The 16,832-nt window shown below is 43.9% G+C and carries 15 protein-coding genes and 1 other RNA gene; 11 read left to right on the forward strand and 5 right to left on the reverse strand.

The window, feature by feature from the left end; translation table 11 throughout:
- The first annotated feature begins 10 nt into the window (after positions 1 to 10).
- From HMPREF1139_RS05860 to HMPREF1139_RS05890, 7 genes are all read left to right on the forward strand, one after another.
- On the forward strand, positions 11 to 1,426 hold the full coding sequence (locus HMPREF1139_RS05860) for an aspartate ammonia-lyase (RefSeq protein WP_009650521.1): 1,416 nt from the start codon (positions 11 to 13) through the stop codon (positions 1,424 to 1,426).
- Between the two features lie 143 nt (positions 1,427 to 1,569).
- Positions 1,570 to 2,910 carry an anaerobic C4-dicarboxylate transporter gene (locus HMPREF1139_RS05865; protein WP_009650555.1) on the forward strand — a complete coding sequence of 447 codons (1,341 nt, stop codon included), beginning with the start codon at positions 1,570 to 1,572 and terminating at the stop codon, positions 2,908 to 2,910.
- Positions 2,911 to 3,356: 446 nt separating this feature from the next.
- Positions 3,357 to 5,642, forward strand: a complete 2,286-nt coding sequence (gene phsA, locus HMPREF1139_RS05870; protein ID WP_009650463.1) for a thiosulfate reductase PhsA — start codon at positions 3,357 to 3,359, stop codon at positions 5,640 to 5,642.
- A gap of 10 nt (positions 5,643 to 5,652) precedes the next feature.
- Positions 5,653 to 6,219, forward strand: a complete 567-nt coding sequence (locus HMPREF1139_RS05875) for a 4Fe-4S dicluster domain-containing protein (RefSeq protein ID WP_009650594.1) — start codon at positions 5,653 to 5,655, stop codon at positions 6,217 to 6,219.
- Positions 6,212 to 7,186 (forward strand): NrfD/PsrC family molybdoenzyme membrane anchor subunit, encoded by a 975-nt coding sequence (nrfD, locus tag HMPREF1139_RS05880; RefSeq protein WP_009650516.1) that lies wholly within the window; start codon positions 6,212 to 6,214, stop codon positions 7,184 to 7,186. Before HMPREF1139_RS05875 ends, nrfD begins: the two co-directional genes overlap by 8 nt.
- A gap of 3 nt (positions 7,187 to 7,189) precedes the next feature.
- Positions 7,190 to 7,858: a response regulator transcription factor gene (locus HMPREF1139_RS05885; RefSeq protein WP_009650467.1), complete on the forward strand. Its 669-nt coding sequence runs from the start codon at positions 7,190 to 7,192 to the stop codon at positions 7,856 to 7,858.
- Positions 7,842 to 8,960: a sensor histidine kinase gene (locus HMPREF1139_RS05890; RefSeq protein ID WP_009650492.1), complete on the forward strand. Its 1,119-nt coding sequence runs from the start codon at positions 7,842 to 7,844 to the stop codon at positions 8,958 to 8,960. Before HMPREF1139_RS05885 ends, HMPREF1139_RS05890 begins: the two co-directional genes overlap by 17 nt.
- Positions 8,961 to 9,010: 50 nt before the next feature.
- On the opposite strand, the gene HMPREF1139_RS05895 is transcribed toward HMPREF1139_RS05890, so the two are convergent.
- The 5 genes from HMPREF1139_RS05895 to panB all read right to left on the reverse strand — a co-directional run bounded on the left by HMPREF1139_RS05895 (position 9,011) and on the right by panB (position 13,449).
- A complete protein-coding gene (locus HMPREF1139_RS05895; RefSeq protein WP_009650582.1) occupies positions 9,011 to 9,898 on the reverse strand; it encodes a cache domain-containing protein in 888 nt (295 codons plus the stop codon).
- Complete coding sequence (locus HMPREF1139_RS05900; protein ID WP_009650578.1) at positions 9,892 to 10,263, reverse strand: HIT family protein; 372 nt, start codon at positions 10,261 to 10,263, stop codon at positions 9,892 to 9,894. The genes HMPREF1139_RS05895 and HMPREF1139_RS05900 overlap by 7 nt, the downstream gene beginning before the upstream one ends.
- 22 nt (positions 10,264 to 10,285) lie before the next feature.
- Entirely contained in the window at positions 10,286 to 11,329 is a 1,044-nt protein-coding gene (locus HMPREF1139_RS05905) for an AI-2E family transporter (RefSeq protein ID WP_442852113.1), read from the reverse strand.
- Positions 11,322 to 12,338, reverse strand: coding sequence for a Holliday junction branch migration DNA helicase RuvB (gene ruvB / locus HMPREF1139_RS05910; protein ID WP_009650569.1), 1,017 nt, complete (start codon positions 12,336 to 12,338; stop codon positions 11,322 to 11,324). The genes HMPREF1139_RS05905 and ruvB overlap by 8 nt, the downstream gene beginning before the upstream one ends.
- Positions 12,339 to 12,639: 301 nt before the next feature.
- Positions 12,640 to 13,449, reverse strand: a complete 810-nt coding sequence (gene panB / locus HMPREF1139_RS05915) for a 3-methyl-2-oxobutanoate hydroxymethyltransferase (RefSeq protein WP_009650460.1) — start codon at positions 13,447 to 13,449, stop codon at positions 12,640 to 12,642.
- An 84-nt stretch (positions 13,450 to 13,533) separates the two neighbouring features.
- Here panB and HMPREF1139_RS05920 point away from each other — a divergent pair, with 84 nt between their 5' ends.
- The 4 genes from HMPREF1139_RS05920 to HMPREF1139_RS05930 all read left to right on the forward strand — a co-directional run bounded on the left by HMPREF1139_RS05920 (position 13,534) and on the right by HMPREF1139_RS05930 (position 16,811).
- On the forward strand, positions 13,534 to 13,938 hold the full coding sequence (locus tag HMPREF1139_RS05920; protein WP_011992552.1) for an Hpt domain-containing protein: 405 nt from the start codon (positions 13,534 to 13,536) through the stop codon (positions 13,936 to 13,938).
- 37 nt (positions 13,939 to 13,975) lie between these two features.
- Positions 13,976 to 14,334, forward strand: a transfer-messenger RNA (tmRNA) gene (gene ssrA / locus HMPREF1139_RS11320).
- A gap of 302 nt (positions 14,335 to 14,636) precedes the next feature.
- Complete coding sequence (locus HMPREF1139_RS05925; RefSeq protein WP_009650465.1) at positions 14,637 to 15,854, forward strand: tyrosine-type recombinase/integrase; 1,218 nt, start codon at positions 14,637 to 14,639, stop codon at positions 15,852 to 15,854.
- On the forward strand, positions 15,855 to 16,811 hold the full coding sequence (locus HMPREF1139_RS05930; RefSeq protein WP_009650480.1) for a hypothetical protein: 957 nt from the start codon (positions 15,855 to 15,857) through the stop codon (positions 16,809 to 16,811).
- The last annotated feature ends 21 nt before the right edge of the window (positions 16,812 to 16,832 follow it).

Consider the following 16,832-nt stretch of genomic DNA (forward strand, 5'->3'; position numbering starts at 1 on the left):
GAGAACCATTATGGGTACTAGAAAAGAACACGACTTCATCGGCGAGCTTGAAATCTCTAATGATGTCTATTACGGTGTGCAAACATTCAGAGCACTTGAGAATTTCCATATGAGCGGACGAAAACTAAGCGACTATCCTTATTTTATAAAAGCTTTCGCTCAGATCAAAAAAGCTGCGGCTCTTGCAAACAAAGAAGTCGGCGTTTTAGAGGCTGCTAAAGCAGATGCGATAGCTAAAGCTTGCGATAGACTCATTGCGGGCGAATTTAGAGATCAATTTGTCGTAGATATGATCCAAGGTGGCGCGGGAACCAGCACGAATATGAACGCAAACGAGGTCATCACAAACGTCGCGCTTGAGAGCATGGGGCATAAAAAAGGCGAATATCAATACCTTCATCCAAACGACCACACAAATTTAGGTCAAAGCACGAATGACACTTATCCAAGCTCTATCAAAGTAGCAGCTTACGCTAAACTTACCGATTTGCTTAAAGCTATGGAGCTTTTAAAAAGCGAGCTTGAGGTAAAAGCAAAAGAGTGGAAAGATGTCATCAAAATGGGTAGGACAGAGCTGGAAGACGCCGTTCCTACGACACTTGGCAACACATTTAACGCTTTTGCCACTTACATCAAAAGCGACATCGAAAAGATCACTGCTGCACGCGAGTCAATGAGATATCTAAATATGGGCGCGACTGCGATAGGAACAGGTATCAACTGCCATCCTGACTATAAATTCGTAGTCGAGAAAAAGCTATCTGAGATAACCGGAGTGAAATTTGAAGCTGCGGATGATTTCATCGCAGCTACACAAGATACTGCGGACTTCGTCCATGTAGGCGGTGCACTAAAAACAGCCGCCGTTCGCCTTTCAAAGATAGCAAACGACCTTCGTTTGATGAACTCAGGCCCAAGATGCGGACTTGGCGAGATAAATTTACCTCAAATGCAACCTGGCAGCTCCATTATGCCTGGCAAGGTAAACCCTGTCATCGCCGAAGTCGTAGGTGAGGCTTGCTATGAGGTCATCGGCAACGACGTGACTATCATGCTTTGCAGCGAGCGAGGCGAATTCGAGCTAAACGCGTTTGAACCAGGTATCGCTTATGGACTATTCAACTCTATTTGCATACTTGAAAACGCGATGAAAACGCTAGCTGAAAAAGCCATCAAGAAACTGACTGCAAACCCTGAGGCTTGCCTAAAATCAGTCCTTGGCTCAGTCGGTATCGTCACAGCATTCAACCCGCATATCGGATACGAGAAATCAGCAAGCATCGCTAAAGAGGCGCTTCAAACAGGCAAAGCTGTCGGCGATATCTGCCTTGAGAGAGGCTACTTGTCAAAGGCTCAGATAGATAAAATCCTTGAGCCGAAAAATATGCTAAATCCTAGCATGAGTAAAGACGACATAGGTAAATAAAATTAGTTATAAAATTTAAGGATTTAATTTAAGTTTTATACTGATTGTAATAAAATCCTAATCATAAAAGCATTGAGAGCCGCCCAGCTTTCAATGCTTGAGAGTTTAAAATTTTTAAAATAATTTTTTAAAAGGAGATTCCAATGGATATAATGCTGATTTTACAGATTATAGTCTTGTTTGGAGGTATTTACCTAGGCGTTAGACTAGGAGGTATGGGTATAGGTTACGCCGGTGGTCTTGGCGTTATTATTTTGTCCTTGTGCTTTGGCATGAAGCCGGCAAATTTACCTTGGGACGTCATCTTGATCATCGCGTCTGTCATCTCTGCTATCACAGCTTTACAGGTTGCAGGCGGACTTGATTATTTGGTTCAGGTAGCAGAGAGAATTTTGCGTAAAAATCCAAAACAGATCAACTATCTAGCTCCTGTTGTGACTTACTTATTGACTGTATTTGCAGGCACTGGACACACTGCGTTTTCTATGATACCTGTCATCGTCGAGGTCGCAAAAAGCGAAAATATAAAACCTTCCGCTCCGCTTGCGCTTTCAGTCGTTTCATCTCAGGTAGCGATCACTGCTAGCCCGATATCAGCGGCATTTGTCGCGATGAGCGGTCTATGTGAGCCACTTGGTGTGAATTATCCTATGTTGCTTTTCATCTGCATATCTACTACATTCGTTGGCATGCTCATAACTGCATTCATAGTAAATATGTTTTATGATTTGGACCTTTCAAAAGATCCTATTTATCAAGAAAGACTTGCAAAAGGTCTTGTCAAAGAGATCAAGGGACATGAGGAAAAGGAGCTTTTACCTTATGCAAAACGCTCTGTCGCGATCTTTGGTATCGGCGTTTTAGCCGTCGTCATCTACGCTTTGGCTATCTCAAAGAACGTCGGACTTATCAACCCGGTCATCCTTGGTAGAGATGGTGCGATCATCAGCTTCATGCTTACTATTGGTGCGTTTATCGTTATGCTTTGCAAAGTCGAGACAGGCAAGCTACTTTCAACTAGCACTTTCCAAAGCGGTATGAACGCGTGCATCTGCGTACTTGGTATCGCATGGCTAGGCAGCACGTTTGTCGGCGGACACGTTGATGCGATCAAAGCTGTGGCATCTGAATTCGTAAAACAATATCCATTCGTTTTGGCTGTCGTTTTATACTTTGTTAGTGCACTTCTTTATTCACAAGCTGTTACTACAAAGGTCATGATGCCTGTCGTCGCGCTAGCACTTGGTATGACAAGCCCTGAAAATTCAGGTCAAGTTTGGATACTAGTCGCTTCATTTGCAGCTGTTTCAGGACTATTCGTCCTTCCTACATATCCTACCACTCTTGGTGCGATAGCGATGGACGATACAGGAACGACAAGAGTCGGAAAATTCGTATTCAACCACTCTTTCTTTATACCGGGCACTATAATGGTCGCAGTTTCAGTTGCGTTAGGCTTTATAGTAGCACCTATACTTCTATAAAATTTTGACCGAGATGCTTTCTCGGTCTCTTTCTTTAAATTTTACTTGGCTCTGTTACAACATTTCATTGATTTTCAGATTTCAAGGCAGGAGAATGCGAGCAGCATCCCTGTAAAAACCTTGTGAAGCGACGCTATCATCGCCGATTTTTGCTTCACTTCGTTTGCAACTGCAAAGCAGAAGCAAAGCAAGTATCAATGATTTATTATAACAGAGCCTTTTACTTTAAAATTGTTGATAAAATTTTTGCTTGCAGCTACGAGTGAGCTTTGACTCGCTAGGACATAGTAAAATTTTAAAAGCCAAAATTTCATTAAAAATCCTCCTTTTTGATAGTCTTTATCTCAAAATATAAAATATAAAAATTAAACTTTATATTTAAGCAAATTTTTACCTTATTTTTACGCAAAGATAATAAAATGCCATAAAATATCAAGGAGGGAGAGATGGATAAATCTAGACGAGATTTCCTAAAAATCGGTGCGGGCGCTAGTGCTCTAGCGACCTGTCTTACGCCCGGAAGCCTCGGCGCAGTAGGTGCCGGTGCGCTAAAGGGCAGTGAAAATTTCACACCAAGCTTTTGCGAGATGTGCTCTTCGCGCTGTCCTATCGAGGGTCGCGTGGTCGATGGCAAAAACGTCTTCATACAAGGCAATCACAAAGCAAGCGGGACGGCTACGTCTGTTTGCGCTCGAGGCGGCTCAGGGCACAACCAGCTTTATGACAAAGAGCGTATCGTAAAGCCCCTCATACGCGCAGGCGAGCGAGGTGAGGGCAAGTGGCGCGAGGCCAGCTGGGACGAGGCGCTTGATCTAGTCGCAAAAAAGATGCTCGAGATCAAGGAAAAATACGGAGCCCAGAGTTTTGTCTTCACTGCAAAATCGAGCCAAACTCATAAGCTGATGGTGAATTTCGCCAGCAGCTACGGCTCGCCAAACTGCTTTTCACACTTTTCTTGCTGTCCGATCACGTATCAGATGGTGTGCGAGCATATGTATGGCAAGCCTAAGCTTAAGCGCGACTTTGCAAACGCAAAATACGTTGTGAATTTCGGACACAATCTCTTTGAAGGCATCGTCATCGCCGATGCTAAAAAGCTAGCGAAATTTGCCGACAAAAAGGACACCAAGCTGCTCGTGCTGGATCCTAGATTTAGCGTAGTGGCCTCAAAAGCGGACGAGTGGCTGCCCGTAAAGCCCGGTACCGATATCGCCTTTGTCATGGCGCTTATCAACACTTGGATAAAAAACGGCACATACGATAAGGAATTTATCGATAAATTTACGATCGGCTTTGATAAGGTCGTGGAAAACACCAAAGACACCACGCCGCAGTGGCAAGAGGCGATCACCGGCATACCAGCCGGCACAGTAGAGCGCATAGCGGCTGAAATTTGGGCTGCAGCTCCGCGCGTCATCATTGACTTTGGACACAAGACGACCACGACAAAGGCCGAGTATATGCGAACGCGCGCCATAATGACGGCAAATGCGATGATGGGCAACTGGGAGGTCAAAGGCGGCTTGTTTGGCGGTAAAAACGCAAAGACTTTCAACAAGCTGACCGGAACGAGCGACTTTCCGGAGCTTAAAAATATGGACGAGCCGTTTAAAGTGCCTAAAGTGACACGCCTCGATCACGCAGGAGATAGTGGGAAGCATAAATTCGTCAGCCGCAAACACGGCGTTTTGATGGATATAAACGAGGCGATACTGAGCGAAAAACCTTATCCTATAAAGGGCTGGTTCAACATCCGCTTCAACCACCTAATAAACGTCGCAGGCACCGATAAAAGCGTAGAGGCGCTCAAGAAGCTCGATTTCATCGTGGTTAGCGATATCTATCTAAACGATATGGCTACCTATGCCGACGTCGTTTTGCCGGAGAGCACATATCTCGAGCGCGACGAAGGCATCGAGGATAAGTCGGGCCTCAAGCCAGCATACATGATACGAAATAAAATAGTAGACCCAATAGGCGACACCAAGGACGGCGCAGGCATATTTAGAGAGCTTGCGCGCAGGATGAAGATAGATGAGCTTTACACCTGGAACGACATGCGCGAGTGGCGTATGCAGCAGGTAAAGGGCAATGTCGAGCTCTTAAGTGCGCTAGAAAAAGACGGCTATGTCACGTGGAAAGTGCCTGGAATTTTATTTAGAGAAAAGGCTCTTATCGATAAATTCGTGGAGAAATTTCCAAATGCAGCGCAGTTTGTAGGTGAAAACGGCCTCATGGACGGGCTAGCAAAGCTCGCTACAAAAAGCGGCAAGATCGAGCTTTTTAGCGAGCAGGTCGAGGCGGAATTCCCTGGATATGGCTGTCTAAATACAAAAGATATCGACGTCTTTGACGGGCATGAGCTTTGTTTGATGAGCGGTAAAACGCCGGTACATACAAACGGCCATACTCAAAACGTGCCGTTTTTACACGATCTAATGAGTGAGTCTCCTATCTGGATACATCCAAATACCGCCGCTCGTAAAAATTTAAAAGACGGCGACGAGGTCGTTTTGCAAAACAAATACGGCAAACAAAAAGGCAAGATCATGCTCACTCAAGGTATCAGAGAGGACACGCTGTTTGTTTATCACGGCTTTGGCCACGTGACACCTGGCATGAGCCGCGCAAACGGGATCGGAGTGAATTCCAGCGTTCTTTTGAGCCCCGAGGAGGGGCCGGTGGCCGCTACGATGGTGACAAATGTCGGCGTGGATATACTTAAGGCGTAAAGGGGAGAAAATGAAAAAATACATGATGATACATGATGAAAATTTATGCATAGGCTGTCAGGCGTGCTCTGTGGCTTGCAGGAGCGAAAACGGCGTTCCTAACGGCGTTTATCGCTTGCAGGTGCATTCAAAGATGATCGGGGAATTTCCAAATTTAAAGCTTGACTTCATCCGCCAAAGCTGCGTTATGTGCGAGGATAGCCCTTGCGTGGACGTTTGTCCGACGGGAGCTAGCTTTAAGACGAAAGAGGGCGTCACCTTACTAGATCACCGTATCTGTGTGAGCTGCAAATACTGCATATTAGCCTGTCCTTACGACGCTCGCTTCGTAGAGCCAAAGACAGGCGAGATAGGAAAATGCACGTTTTGCTACGAAAACAGGCTCTCTAAAGATAAGCAGCCTGCCTGCGTCAGCGTCTGTCCGACGGATGCGCTGGTCTTTGGCGATACAAACGATGAAAATTCTGAAATTTCAAAGCTCATGAAAAACAAAAAGGTCTATCTGCCAAAAGCCGAGTTTAAAACTCATCCGCAGCTTGCGATGATAGCCAACCGCAAAGGAGGAAGCCATGAATAACATGTGGGGAAGCATGACTCAATACACTGAAATTTACTGGCCGTGGCCGATAGCCTTGTATCTATTTTTGGCGGGGCTTTCCGCCGGAGTGATGATGGTGGCGATAAAATATAGATGGAAATTTATAAATTTAGCCCAAATTTCAGCCGGCTCTCGCTTTGACGCTTGCTTTAAGGCTGCAGCCATCCTCGCGCCGCTAGCGATCATAACGGGGCTATCGCTTTTAGTGCTTGATCTTGGCAAGCCGCTTAGCTTTTACTGGATACTTTTAAAGTATAATTTCACCTCCGTGATGTCTATCGGCGTCGCGTTGCTTTTAGTCTATACGCCGCTTGCTTGCGTATATTTGCTGGTAGCTTTCGCACCGCAGCTAAAGAGGCTAAATTTCGCCTTACCGAGTAAAATTTCAGATCTGCTGATCGGCTTTGGAGTGGTAAAATTCATCGAAATTTTACTTTTTATCCTGGCTATCGGAGTTGGCGTATATACGGGCTTTTTACTAAGTGCCGTGCATAAAGTGCCGCTTTGGGATACTTGGGTGTTGCCTGTGCTGTTTTTGGTTTCTGGCTTTAGCTCGGGCATCGCAGCCAGTGTGCTTTGCGGCATGATCTTCTTTAAAGAGGACGTAGATAAACACGTAGTTTCAAGCTTACTGAAATTCGATCTTTTTGCGATAGTTTGCGAGATCGCGCTTCTTGGCGTGCTATTTGCTCTGATGTTTAACGGTGGCGAAGTCAGCATGAAGGCGGCAAAAGAGGCACTTAGTGCAAACTACCTGGCGTTTATCTTTTGGATAGGCGTGCTTGGCGTGGGGCTGATTTTACCGATATTAATCGACTTTACTGCGTTAAAAGGACACGCTTTTAAGCCTGCCGTGATAGTTTTTAACACGTTTATTGTAATTTGCGGCGTAATTTTGCTAAGATACTACATAGTTTATGCAGGGCAAATTTTTACGGGGGCTTAAAACTTGAAAATTTTACTTTTAGAGGACGATTTACAATTTTGCGAAAGTGTCTGCGAGTATTTGCAGACACTAGGCTACGATGTCGAATGCGCCAGCGATGGACAGATGGCCTGTGATCTGATAGCTAAGAATTTTTACCATCTTTTTATCCTAGATATCAAGGTGCCATACCTCAGCGGACACGAGGTCATAAAATATATAAAAAGCCTAAATTTAGATACTCCTATAATGATAATGACCTCGCTTGTGGATATAGACGATATGGCGATAGGCTACGAGCTAGGATGTAACGAATACCTAAAAAAGCCTTTCGAGCTTGCCGAGCTGAAATTTCGCGTGGGTGAGCTTATGAGGAAGTATTACAGCGTGGACGATAAAAACATCGTCAAGCTAAACGGAGACTTTGACTTTAACGCGAACAAAAAGACCTTGCATCATAATGGCGAACTGATCGAGCTAAGCGCCAAAGAGATCGAGCTAGTGCAGTGCCTAGTCGCTCATTTAAATACCTATGTCAGCATGGAGGACATCAGAGAGCAAGTTTGGGGCGATAAAGAGATAGACGGTGCCGATATCCGCATGCACGTGCTAAAGATCCGCCAAAAGACCTCAAATGACTTTATCACCTCAAAAAGACGAGTCGGTTACCGCATAGATGCAAAAAAGCTTTAAAGTCCCGATATTAGCGACATTTATCATAATGGCGCTATTTGTCTTTCAAAGCTTCGTCATCTTAAATTTAAGCCAAAAAGATGAGACCTCTAAAAATCTTTTTGGTCTCATAAAACACGAAAAGCGCATAAGGACGCTGTTTTTAGGCAACGAGAGCATGCCAAGCTCGCTTATCTACAAATACGCGATCTACGATCAAAATTTCACCCCTATCGTTTCAAACCTGACAATGAAGCCTAAAGATTTTAAATTCGTAGTGCTGGAACAAAACGGATTTTTATTTTACAAGAGCTTTTTTGTCAAAGACAAGCAGCCATACTACATCGTGATCGCCCAAGAGCAAAGCCACAAAAAGATGCTGTTTTTGACCGCACTCATGCTGACTTTGATACTAACGGCGGTGTCATTTATACTTTATGTCTCCTATCTTGGTAGCGTCAAGCCCTACAAGGACGTGCAAAAATATATGAACAACTTCTTTAACGACGCCATGCACGAGCTAAAAACGCCTCTTGGCGTTGCCGGGATAAATTTAGAGATGCTGGGACTTGAGAACAAATACACCAACCGCATAAAAAACGCGCTCAAGCAGATGCAAATAACCTACGAAGACGTGGAATACTTCATAAAGCGCGGATACATAAAATTCCCAAAAGAGAGGCTGGATCTTGGTATGTATGCGCTTGAGCGAGTCAGGTTTTTAAGAAGCGTCGCCGGGGCTAAACATATAAAACTCATCACCGACATAAAAGACGGCGTATTCGTGCTCATAAGCAAGCTCGCCGCCCAGCGCATCATCGACAACACCATAACCAACGCCATAAAATATAGCCCGCAAGATACGCAAATTTTCATAAATTTAGCTCAAAATAGCGATACGGCCGTGCTTAGCGTGCAGGACTTCGGCGAGGGCATAAAAGACACCAAACGTATCTGGAAACGATACGAGCGCGAAGATGAGGTGCAAGGCGGCTTTGGACTGGGGCTGAATATCGTCTCTGAAATCTGCAAAAAAAATGACATCGCCTATGATGTAAAGAGCGTACCCGGCGAGGGCAGCACATTTTTTTATACGTTTAAAATTTTAAAAGATGTCTCTTGAAATTTAAGTGTAGTCAAATTCGCTTGCTCGCTACTTGCGAGCGAGACATCTTAAAACAGCTCCTCGGCGTGCAGATAGTTTTGCGATATGTTGCGCTCTTTGGTGTCCGTGTTTATGTGAAGCACGTAGTATCCTATCCTCTTTGAGCTAGCGTCGATGAGAGGCACCATGCTAAAATAGTGCGTCTTATACGTGTAAAAATCAGTCTTTTCAAAGTCTATGCCGCGCAAAATTTCGAGGATATTTAAATTCGCGCTGTTTAAATTTTCTATGTAATAGTCTTTTAAAAGATCGTCATTTGGCCCCGGCTTGTGCGAGATGGCTTGGTTTTTGTCAAGCAACACGAAAAGGTCGATGCCTTGCTCTTTGAAAAAATTCCCCAAATGCTCGTAGTTTAGTAAAACCTCGACACTGCCGATGTTTTCGCCCTCGTATGCTACGCTAGAGACCGCACGCATATAAACGCCTGCCACTCCAGCCTCTATGCCGGCGACTGGTTTTTGCTTTTTTATGGCTTGGTTTATCAGATAGCGAAACGACGTCAGCGTGTCGCCAAACTGATTTGTATCCCAGCTTCTTACGTAGCTTTTTAGATCTTTTGTGTGTAGATGAATTTTTATATTGTTATACATCGAGACCGCACTTAGCGTATTTACGATGTTGTTAACATTTTTTATACATTCGTCCCTGTCTAAATTCAGCAGGCATTTTTGTATGCTGTCGTTTTGTCCTAGCAGCACCGCGATCGCCATAGATGAGAGCTTTGCGTCCTCGATATTTTTGTTTAGCTGCTTTATGTGATAGTCAAAAAAGCTCTTCATATTGCTTTGCTGCTGCTCTTGCTCATAAGAGCAGTAGAGATCATAAAGCAGTCCAAATACCAAAAATACGATGAAAACGACTATATAAGCGACCTTGTTTTTCCTAAAATTCAGCAAAATTTATCCTTTAGCTCGGTGGCTAAAATTTTTGCAAACCGCTCAAACTGCGGTAAATTTAGCGAGCTTTCGCGTTGCACCTCACCCCAAACGCTTTGTGGGAAAAATTTATCGTCTTTAAAACGCGCGATGACATGGATATGCACGTGCGGGACGTAGTTACCAAAGCTTGCGATATTGATCTTTGCGGGTTTATAAAATTTCAGCATCGCCCTTTCGGTCATCATCATCGCTTCAAACAGATGCGCGCGTGTCTGCTCGTCGCAGTCGCTAAGCTCTTTAAACGGCTTTTGGGTGAAAATTTTGACCCAAGGTAGCTCGCTAGCCTCTTGCTCTACTTTTATAAATTCGTCTTCATAGATCATTTTGCGTCCTAAATTTGAAATTTCAAACGACCGAGCGCTCTTTTAAAAGCACGTAAAGTTTGATGGTCGAGAGGAAAAACGTAACGATCGCAGGTCCAAGTATGAGCCCCCAAAAGCCAAATGTCGTGATGCCCGCGATCATCGCGAAAAATATTAAAAGCTCGTTGATCTTAGTCGGGATCTTTACTAGTTTGTCGTTTATAAATTTGATCACCAGCGGCTTTAAAAACGTATCGGCGATGACCGAGATCACGATGATCGTATAAAGCGTGATGACGATAGCGCCTGTGGCATTGCCGTTTGCGAGCTCGTAAAGGCTGATAGGCGCCCAGGCTAAGACCCCGCCCACTACCGGTATGAGCGACATGAAGGCAAACAAGATACCCGTCAAAAAGCCGTTGTAGCCGTAGATGATCGTGATGAAGGCGAACAAAAGCCCTTGCAATATCGCGTTTATGATGATAGAGTAAAGCACCACGCTCATCACGTTGGCCATCTCGCTTAGTATAAAGCCGCTCTCGCTCTCTTTCATCGGAAGCGCCTTTTTCATATAGATGACAAGCTCGTTGCCATAAAGGATCGCAAAAAAGAAAAATACGAGGATAAAGGCGACATCGGTGATGAATTTCGCACTTAGTTTGCCTAAATTTGCAAGGTTTGTCAAAATGTTGGCTGTGATTGCTTTGATGTCGACTTGAGCGATGAATTCTTTAAATTTCGGCTCTAAAAACTCGATCGATGAAGGTAGCGCGAAGTCGTAGTTTTTGATGTAATCTATCGTACCCGTTATGTTATTCATATTAAAGGTCGAAGCATATCTGGTAAGCTCGATCACGGCGTATAAAAACGGCGCAATGAAAAGTGTGAATAAAACTGCCGTTGTGAGTGCGGCCGAAAGCGTTTTGCGCTCTTTTGTGAGCTTTAAAAACAGCACGTTTATGTTTGAAGTGGCTACGGCTAAAAGTGCAGCGATGAAGAGATCTAGTAAAAACGGCTTAAACAGATAAATCACGAGCGAGAGCGCCACAAATATAAAGATACCAAAGAAAATTCTGCTGTTACTCACCATCAAAAAGCCCTTTTGTTCGGTTTAGTTTTATTTTAAAAGTTTCGAAGCATTTCTCGCTTGCGATGCGCCCCTTTGCCGTGCGCTCGATAAAGCCGTTTGCCAGCAAATAAGGCTCGATGACATCCTCGACCGTGCCCTCGTCCTCGCTAAGTGCCGCAGCGATAGTGCTAAGGCCTAGCGGGCGGCGTTTGGCGTCAAGTAAAATTTCAAGATATTTTATATCCATCTCGTCAAACCCGAGCGAATTTACGCCAAGTGCGTTTAGCCCCTCTTTTGCGCGTTCGTGAGAGATCATGGCCTCGTCATTGACCTCGGCAAAGTCGCGGATACGTTTTAGCAGCCTTAGCGCTATGCGAGGCGTGGCTCTAGCGCGTTTTGCTATCTCTAGGGCGGCTGCCTTGTCGCACTCCTTGCCAAGCTTTACGGAGGCTATCTGAATGATCCTGCTAAGCTCGGCGGTGCTGTAAAACTGAAGCCTAAAATCCATCCCAAAGCGATCTCGTAGTGGCGCAGAGATCATACCGGCACGCGTCGTAGCGCCGATGAGCGTAAATTTCGGCAGATCGATCTTTATCGTTTGTGCTGCGGGGCCTGAGCCGATGATAATGTCGAGGCGAAAGTCCTCCATCGCAGGGTAAAGCACCTCCTCGATAGCCGGGCTTAGGCGGTGGATCTCATCGATAAAGAGCACGTCGCCCTCTTGTAGGTTCGTTAAGATCGCTGCCAGATCGCCACTTTTTTCTATCATCGGGGCTGCGGTCATTTTTATACTGACAGCCATTTCGTTTGCGATTATGTGCGCGAGCGTGGTCTTACCAAGCCCGGGAGGACCGTAAAAGAGCACGTGATCCAGGCATTCGCCGCGCTTTTTGGCGGCCTTTATGAAAACGTCTAAATTTTGCTTTATCTTTTCCTGTCCGATGTAGTCATCAAAGCTTGAAGGGCGCAAAGATACTTCAAATTCGCTCTCGAAGCTTACTTTTTCGATCTCGACTATCCTGTCCATTTTTATCCTAAATTTTAGTTTTACCTGAATTTACGCTCTATTTTGGCAAAGTGTTTTAAAGCTTCAGCAAGCCCTATTTTTTCACTTCATTATCACTCGCAACGTTCAAGAGTCACCTTGGGCTACGAGTAAGAAGCTCTAAAGCAGACGCGAAGCGCTCGTTAAACACATAAACATTTTTAAAAACAAAGCCTTATTTTAAACTAAAAGGGCTAAATTTAAAGCCATATCTTAAATTTCGCCAGTTTCCAAGCTCTACACGCGCCTTTGCCTTGCAAAATTTATCTAAATTCACGCAAGATCAGCCTTTATACGAAAATTCCTCGCTTGGGAAAATTCTATTTTTGACCTCGTTTGCATATGTTTGCACGCTTTGCCTGACGAGCTCGGCGCCGTTTAGGTATCTTTTGGCAAATTTTGGCTTAAAATCCTCAAAAAACCCGAGCATATCAGACCACACCAAGACCTGCCCGTCCACATCTGCGCCAGAGCCGATGCCGATGACCGGCACGCTCACGCTATCTGAAATCTGCTTTGCGACGCTGTTTATCGTGCCCTCAAGCAAGATAGCAAACGCACCCGCTTGCTCGATCGCTTTGGCCTCATCCATCAGCCTCTTTACCTCGGTTTCATCGCGGCCTTTTATCTTAAACCCGCCCTCAAATTTTGAAAACTGCGGCATGAGCCCGATGTGTCCCATCACGCTTATGCCTTCCTCGCAAAGCCTTTTTATGATCGCCACGTTTTTCATTCCGCCTTCGATCTTTACGGCATCTGCTTCGGTTTGTTTAAAAAATTTCATCGCGTTTTTTAGAGCCGACCTTTCGTCGCTGTAACTGCCAAAAGGCATATCGGCCAGGATAAACGAGCTTTTGGCCCCGGCGCAAACGGCCTTTGTGTGATAAAGCATCATTTCCATCGTGGCGCTTATCGTCTCTTTTTTTAGATGAAAGCTCATATTTAGGCTATCGCCGACTAAAATGATATCGGCATAATCATTGAAAATTTTGGCAAAAAGCGCATCGTAGGCGGTCATCATGACTATCGGCTCGCCTTTTATCTTTTTGTTTTTTATATCGTTTACCGTGAGTTTTTTCTTGTCGTTTGCCATAAAATGCCTCGAAATTTATATAAAAAGTTTTTAATTTTATCAAAATTTTGCTACAATTGCTAGAATTTCTTAGGGGACGTAATGATGGGTATATTAAAAAGGCTGGAGATAGATTATTCGTATGATATAGTTGAAGAATTTCTATCGCACTACTCTTTGATGTGCGATTTGATGGAGCCTTTGATAGTAAATTTAGCTAGAAACGACAAATATAAAAACAATATCCAAGAGCTTTTTAGGATCTTTCATAATATCAAATCCGCCGCCGGTTTCATGCATCTTGATCCTATCCTCAAGCTGACGACGCTTGCAGAGGAGGTCTGCGAAGAGGCTAGAGTCCTAAACGGGCCTGCGAATGATGATTTCATCGACTGGCTCTTGATGGTGAGCGATCAGTTTGAAAAATATAGACAAGATGTCGAGCATGACGCAGAGTATTTTAGCGTCCTTGACCCGCTCATCATAAATATCCCCGAAAAGCTTGACTAAAATTTTAAAAAGTATTACAATAGCCCTCCTTTGATATGGGAGCGACTTGGCTTCGACAGGAGCAGAGTGGCTACGGTGGCATGTCGCTTTGAGCAAAGCGTAAAAAGCTCAAACTAAATTTAAACGCAAATAACGTTAAATTCGCTCCTGCTTACGCTAAAGCTGCGTAAGTTCAGTTGAGCCTCGCCCTTTTGATACTATCTAAGAAAGTCTGCGAGTAACCCCAGATAGAGTAGGCGTGCGTCCTGACGAGGCGTGAGCTGAAATTTCGTCTTAGTTTAGCCGTTCGTTTTGGAAAGTGAGCGTGGCTAGATGAAATTTTCACTTTTGCTAAACATGTAGAGGCTGTGGTTGTTTTGTTTTTGGACAGGGGTTCGATCCCCCTCGCTTCCACCATCTATCATTTTTACAAGATTTCAAAAGCTTTCAAAACCCCATAAAATACGAGCTTTAAACACCTTTTAGCATTTCATAAGATTTCATTGAATATCATACATTTTCAAGAAAATAAGTGTGTTTTTGAGTGTGCAAGAGTAAAACGCTAAATTTTTACACACTCAAAAATAGGATAACCGATCAGGACGGGCTTTACGCAAAATCATAAGCGCAAAAACTAGATTTTGAGTGTGTCAAAAAACAAGCAAATTTAATTTACATACCCAAAAACACACTTACGCACATACACAAAAGGCTAGAAAATGGCGACGTTTGCGAAAGATAGTCAGCTAAAAAATTACGCGCTCAAAGACGGCAAGGCTAGAGAGTGGATTAAGGATATTTCAACTCCATACCTCTATGTTTATGCGACGCAGACCAAAAACGGCGTAAGCAAGACGTTTATCTTTAGATACGCCGACGCCGATCGCAAAACCAATCAAATCATCATAGGCAAGTATCCCAGTATCACGCTAGCCGAAGCAAGAGCTAAAGCGACCGAGCTAAAAAGGCTAAAAGAGAGAGGCGAGGACATCAAAAAAGCCGTGATAGCTCAAAAGGCGGTTAAGTTTGAGGACGTGGCGCGCGAGTGGATAGAAAAAGAGCAGGCAAAAAATACCTCATCGCTTAGCAGAGAGGCGGGGCGGATAAATAACTACCTTATGCCCTATCTCAAAAACGGCGATATTCGCACACTAACGCGCAGGGATTACGCGCAGACGATAGAGCGCATACAAGAAGCCGAGACCAAAAAAGGCATAAGCCACGACACGAGCAAACGCACGTTTAGGCTACTTTGTAAGATTTTAGACTTAGCCGTCAATAAAGGTTACATCGAACATAACCCAACGAGGGATATTATTTTTGCCGATACCTTCAAAACCTCAAAATGCGAGAACTTCAGAGCGATAACAGACCCCGAAAGGCTAGGCGAGCTTTTAAGGGCGATTGACGGCTTTAGAGGCTCAAACAGCACCAAGCAGGCGTTAGTATTCGGCGCGCATACCTTTTTACGTAGCGCGAACGTCAGAGGGCTAAAATGGCGATACGTTAGCTTTGATAATAACCTTATCGTATTTCCCGCTAGCGATATGAAAATGGGCGCAGACTTCGCCGTACCAATCAGCAGGCAAGTAAAAGAGCTTTTAAAAGCTCAATACGAGATAAGGCGGGGCGATTTCGTGTTTCCTAGCGACATAACGAGCCTAAAGCCCTTAAGCGAGAATACGCTCAATTATGCGCTTAAGCGGCTAGGCTTCGGCGATGAAACGGTATTTCACGGGCTAAGGGCGACCGCCTCGACGCTGCTAAACGAAAATATCAAACGACACGGCAAAGACGCGGAAATAATAGAGTTTTGCCTAGACCACAGAGAGCGAAACAAAATAAAATCAATCTACGACAGAAGCCAAAGGCTAGAGGAGCGCGCCGAGCTTATGCAATGGTGGAGCGATTATCTAGACGAAGCGAAAGGGGAATAAATGGCAAATAAAACGCGAAGCAATAGCGCAAAGGGCAAAAATAAGCTAAAGCAAGATTTTTTATTAGATAAGTATATCATAGACCATCAAGATTTTATTGTTGGCGAGGATATTAACGGTAACCCCGTCGATTATTTGCCGTTTTTATCGATAGTTCAGAATTTCGACCTACTGCACGAAAACGGAGGGCAAAAAGACTGCACGATAGTTACGCAAGACATAGAAGCGCATAAATTTTATTTTTATTTCTTACAAGCTTTTTATTATTACGCATTTTGCACAGTATATTTTTCTATTTTTCATTGCGAAACAGACGACCCAGACGCCGAAGGAACAGAACGCGACGACGTCAAGCTAGAGCAAAAATCGCAAATAATAAAAGATTGCGAAGTATTAAAACCTTGCTTTGAATTTTTAGAGCCATTAGCAAAAACAGAGCCTGATTATCGAGAAATAGCCTATTCATTAGGATTTTTATTTTTTTCATACGTTACCAAAGAAATGCACAACATAACCACGCCCCCAATAAATGCCAAAAGGAACATAACCAAAGATGCCCAAACAATAGACGAGTTTAAAAGAATTATCGACATAAAAACATCTATTCCTTTTTATTTAGAAGCTGGAAAAAGTGGCGAGAATATGCACGAATTTAAGCAAGAAATAGAGGAGTATCAAATTTTTAATAAAATACTGAACCAAATTGAAGCGGATATTAAAGGCTTATCAAAGCAAGAAACCCCAAAAATATTGAGTACATACGCATACTACAAAATACCAAACGACAGGGGCAAACTAGAAAAAGCCCTTTATTCGATAAATTCATATTACGGCTTAAATGCGACAGACGAGATTAAATTTTTACTAAGCGAAATCACAAAACTAAAAGACAAGATAACGGCATTTACGCACGAAGCTTTTAACAAAGAAATAGCCGAGCTTTTATCAAAAGAATAATATTTTAAAAATGGCTATTTT

It is taken from the genome of Campylobacter sp. FOBRC14 (assembly GCF_000287855.1).
Taxonomy (GTDB): domain Bacteria; phylum Campylobacterota; class Campylobacteria; order Campylobacterales; family Campylobacteraceae; genus Campylobacter_A; species Campylobacter_A curvus.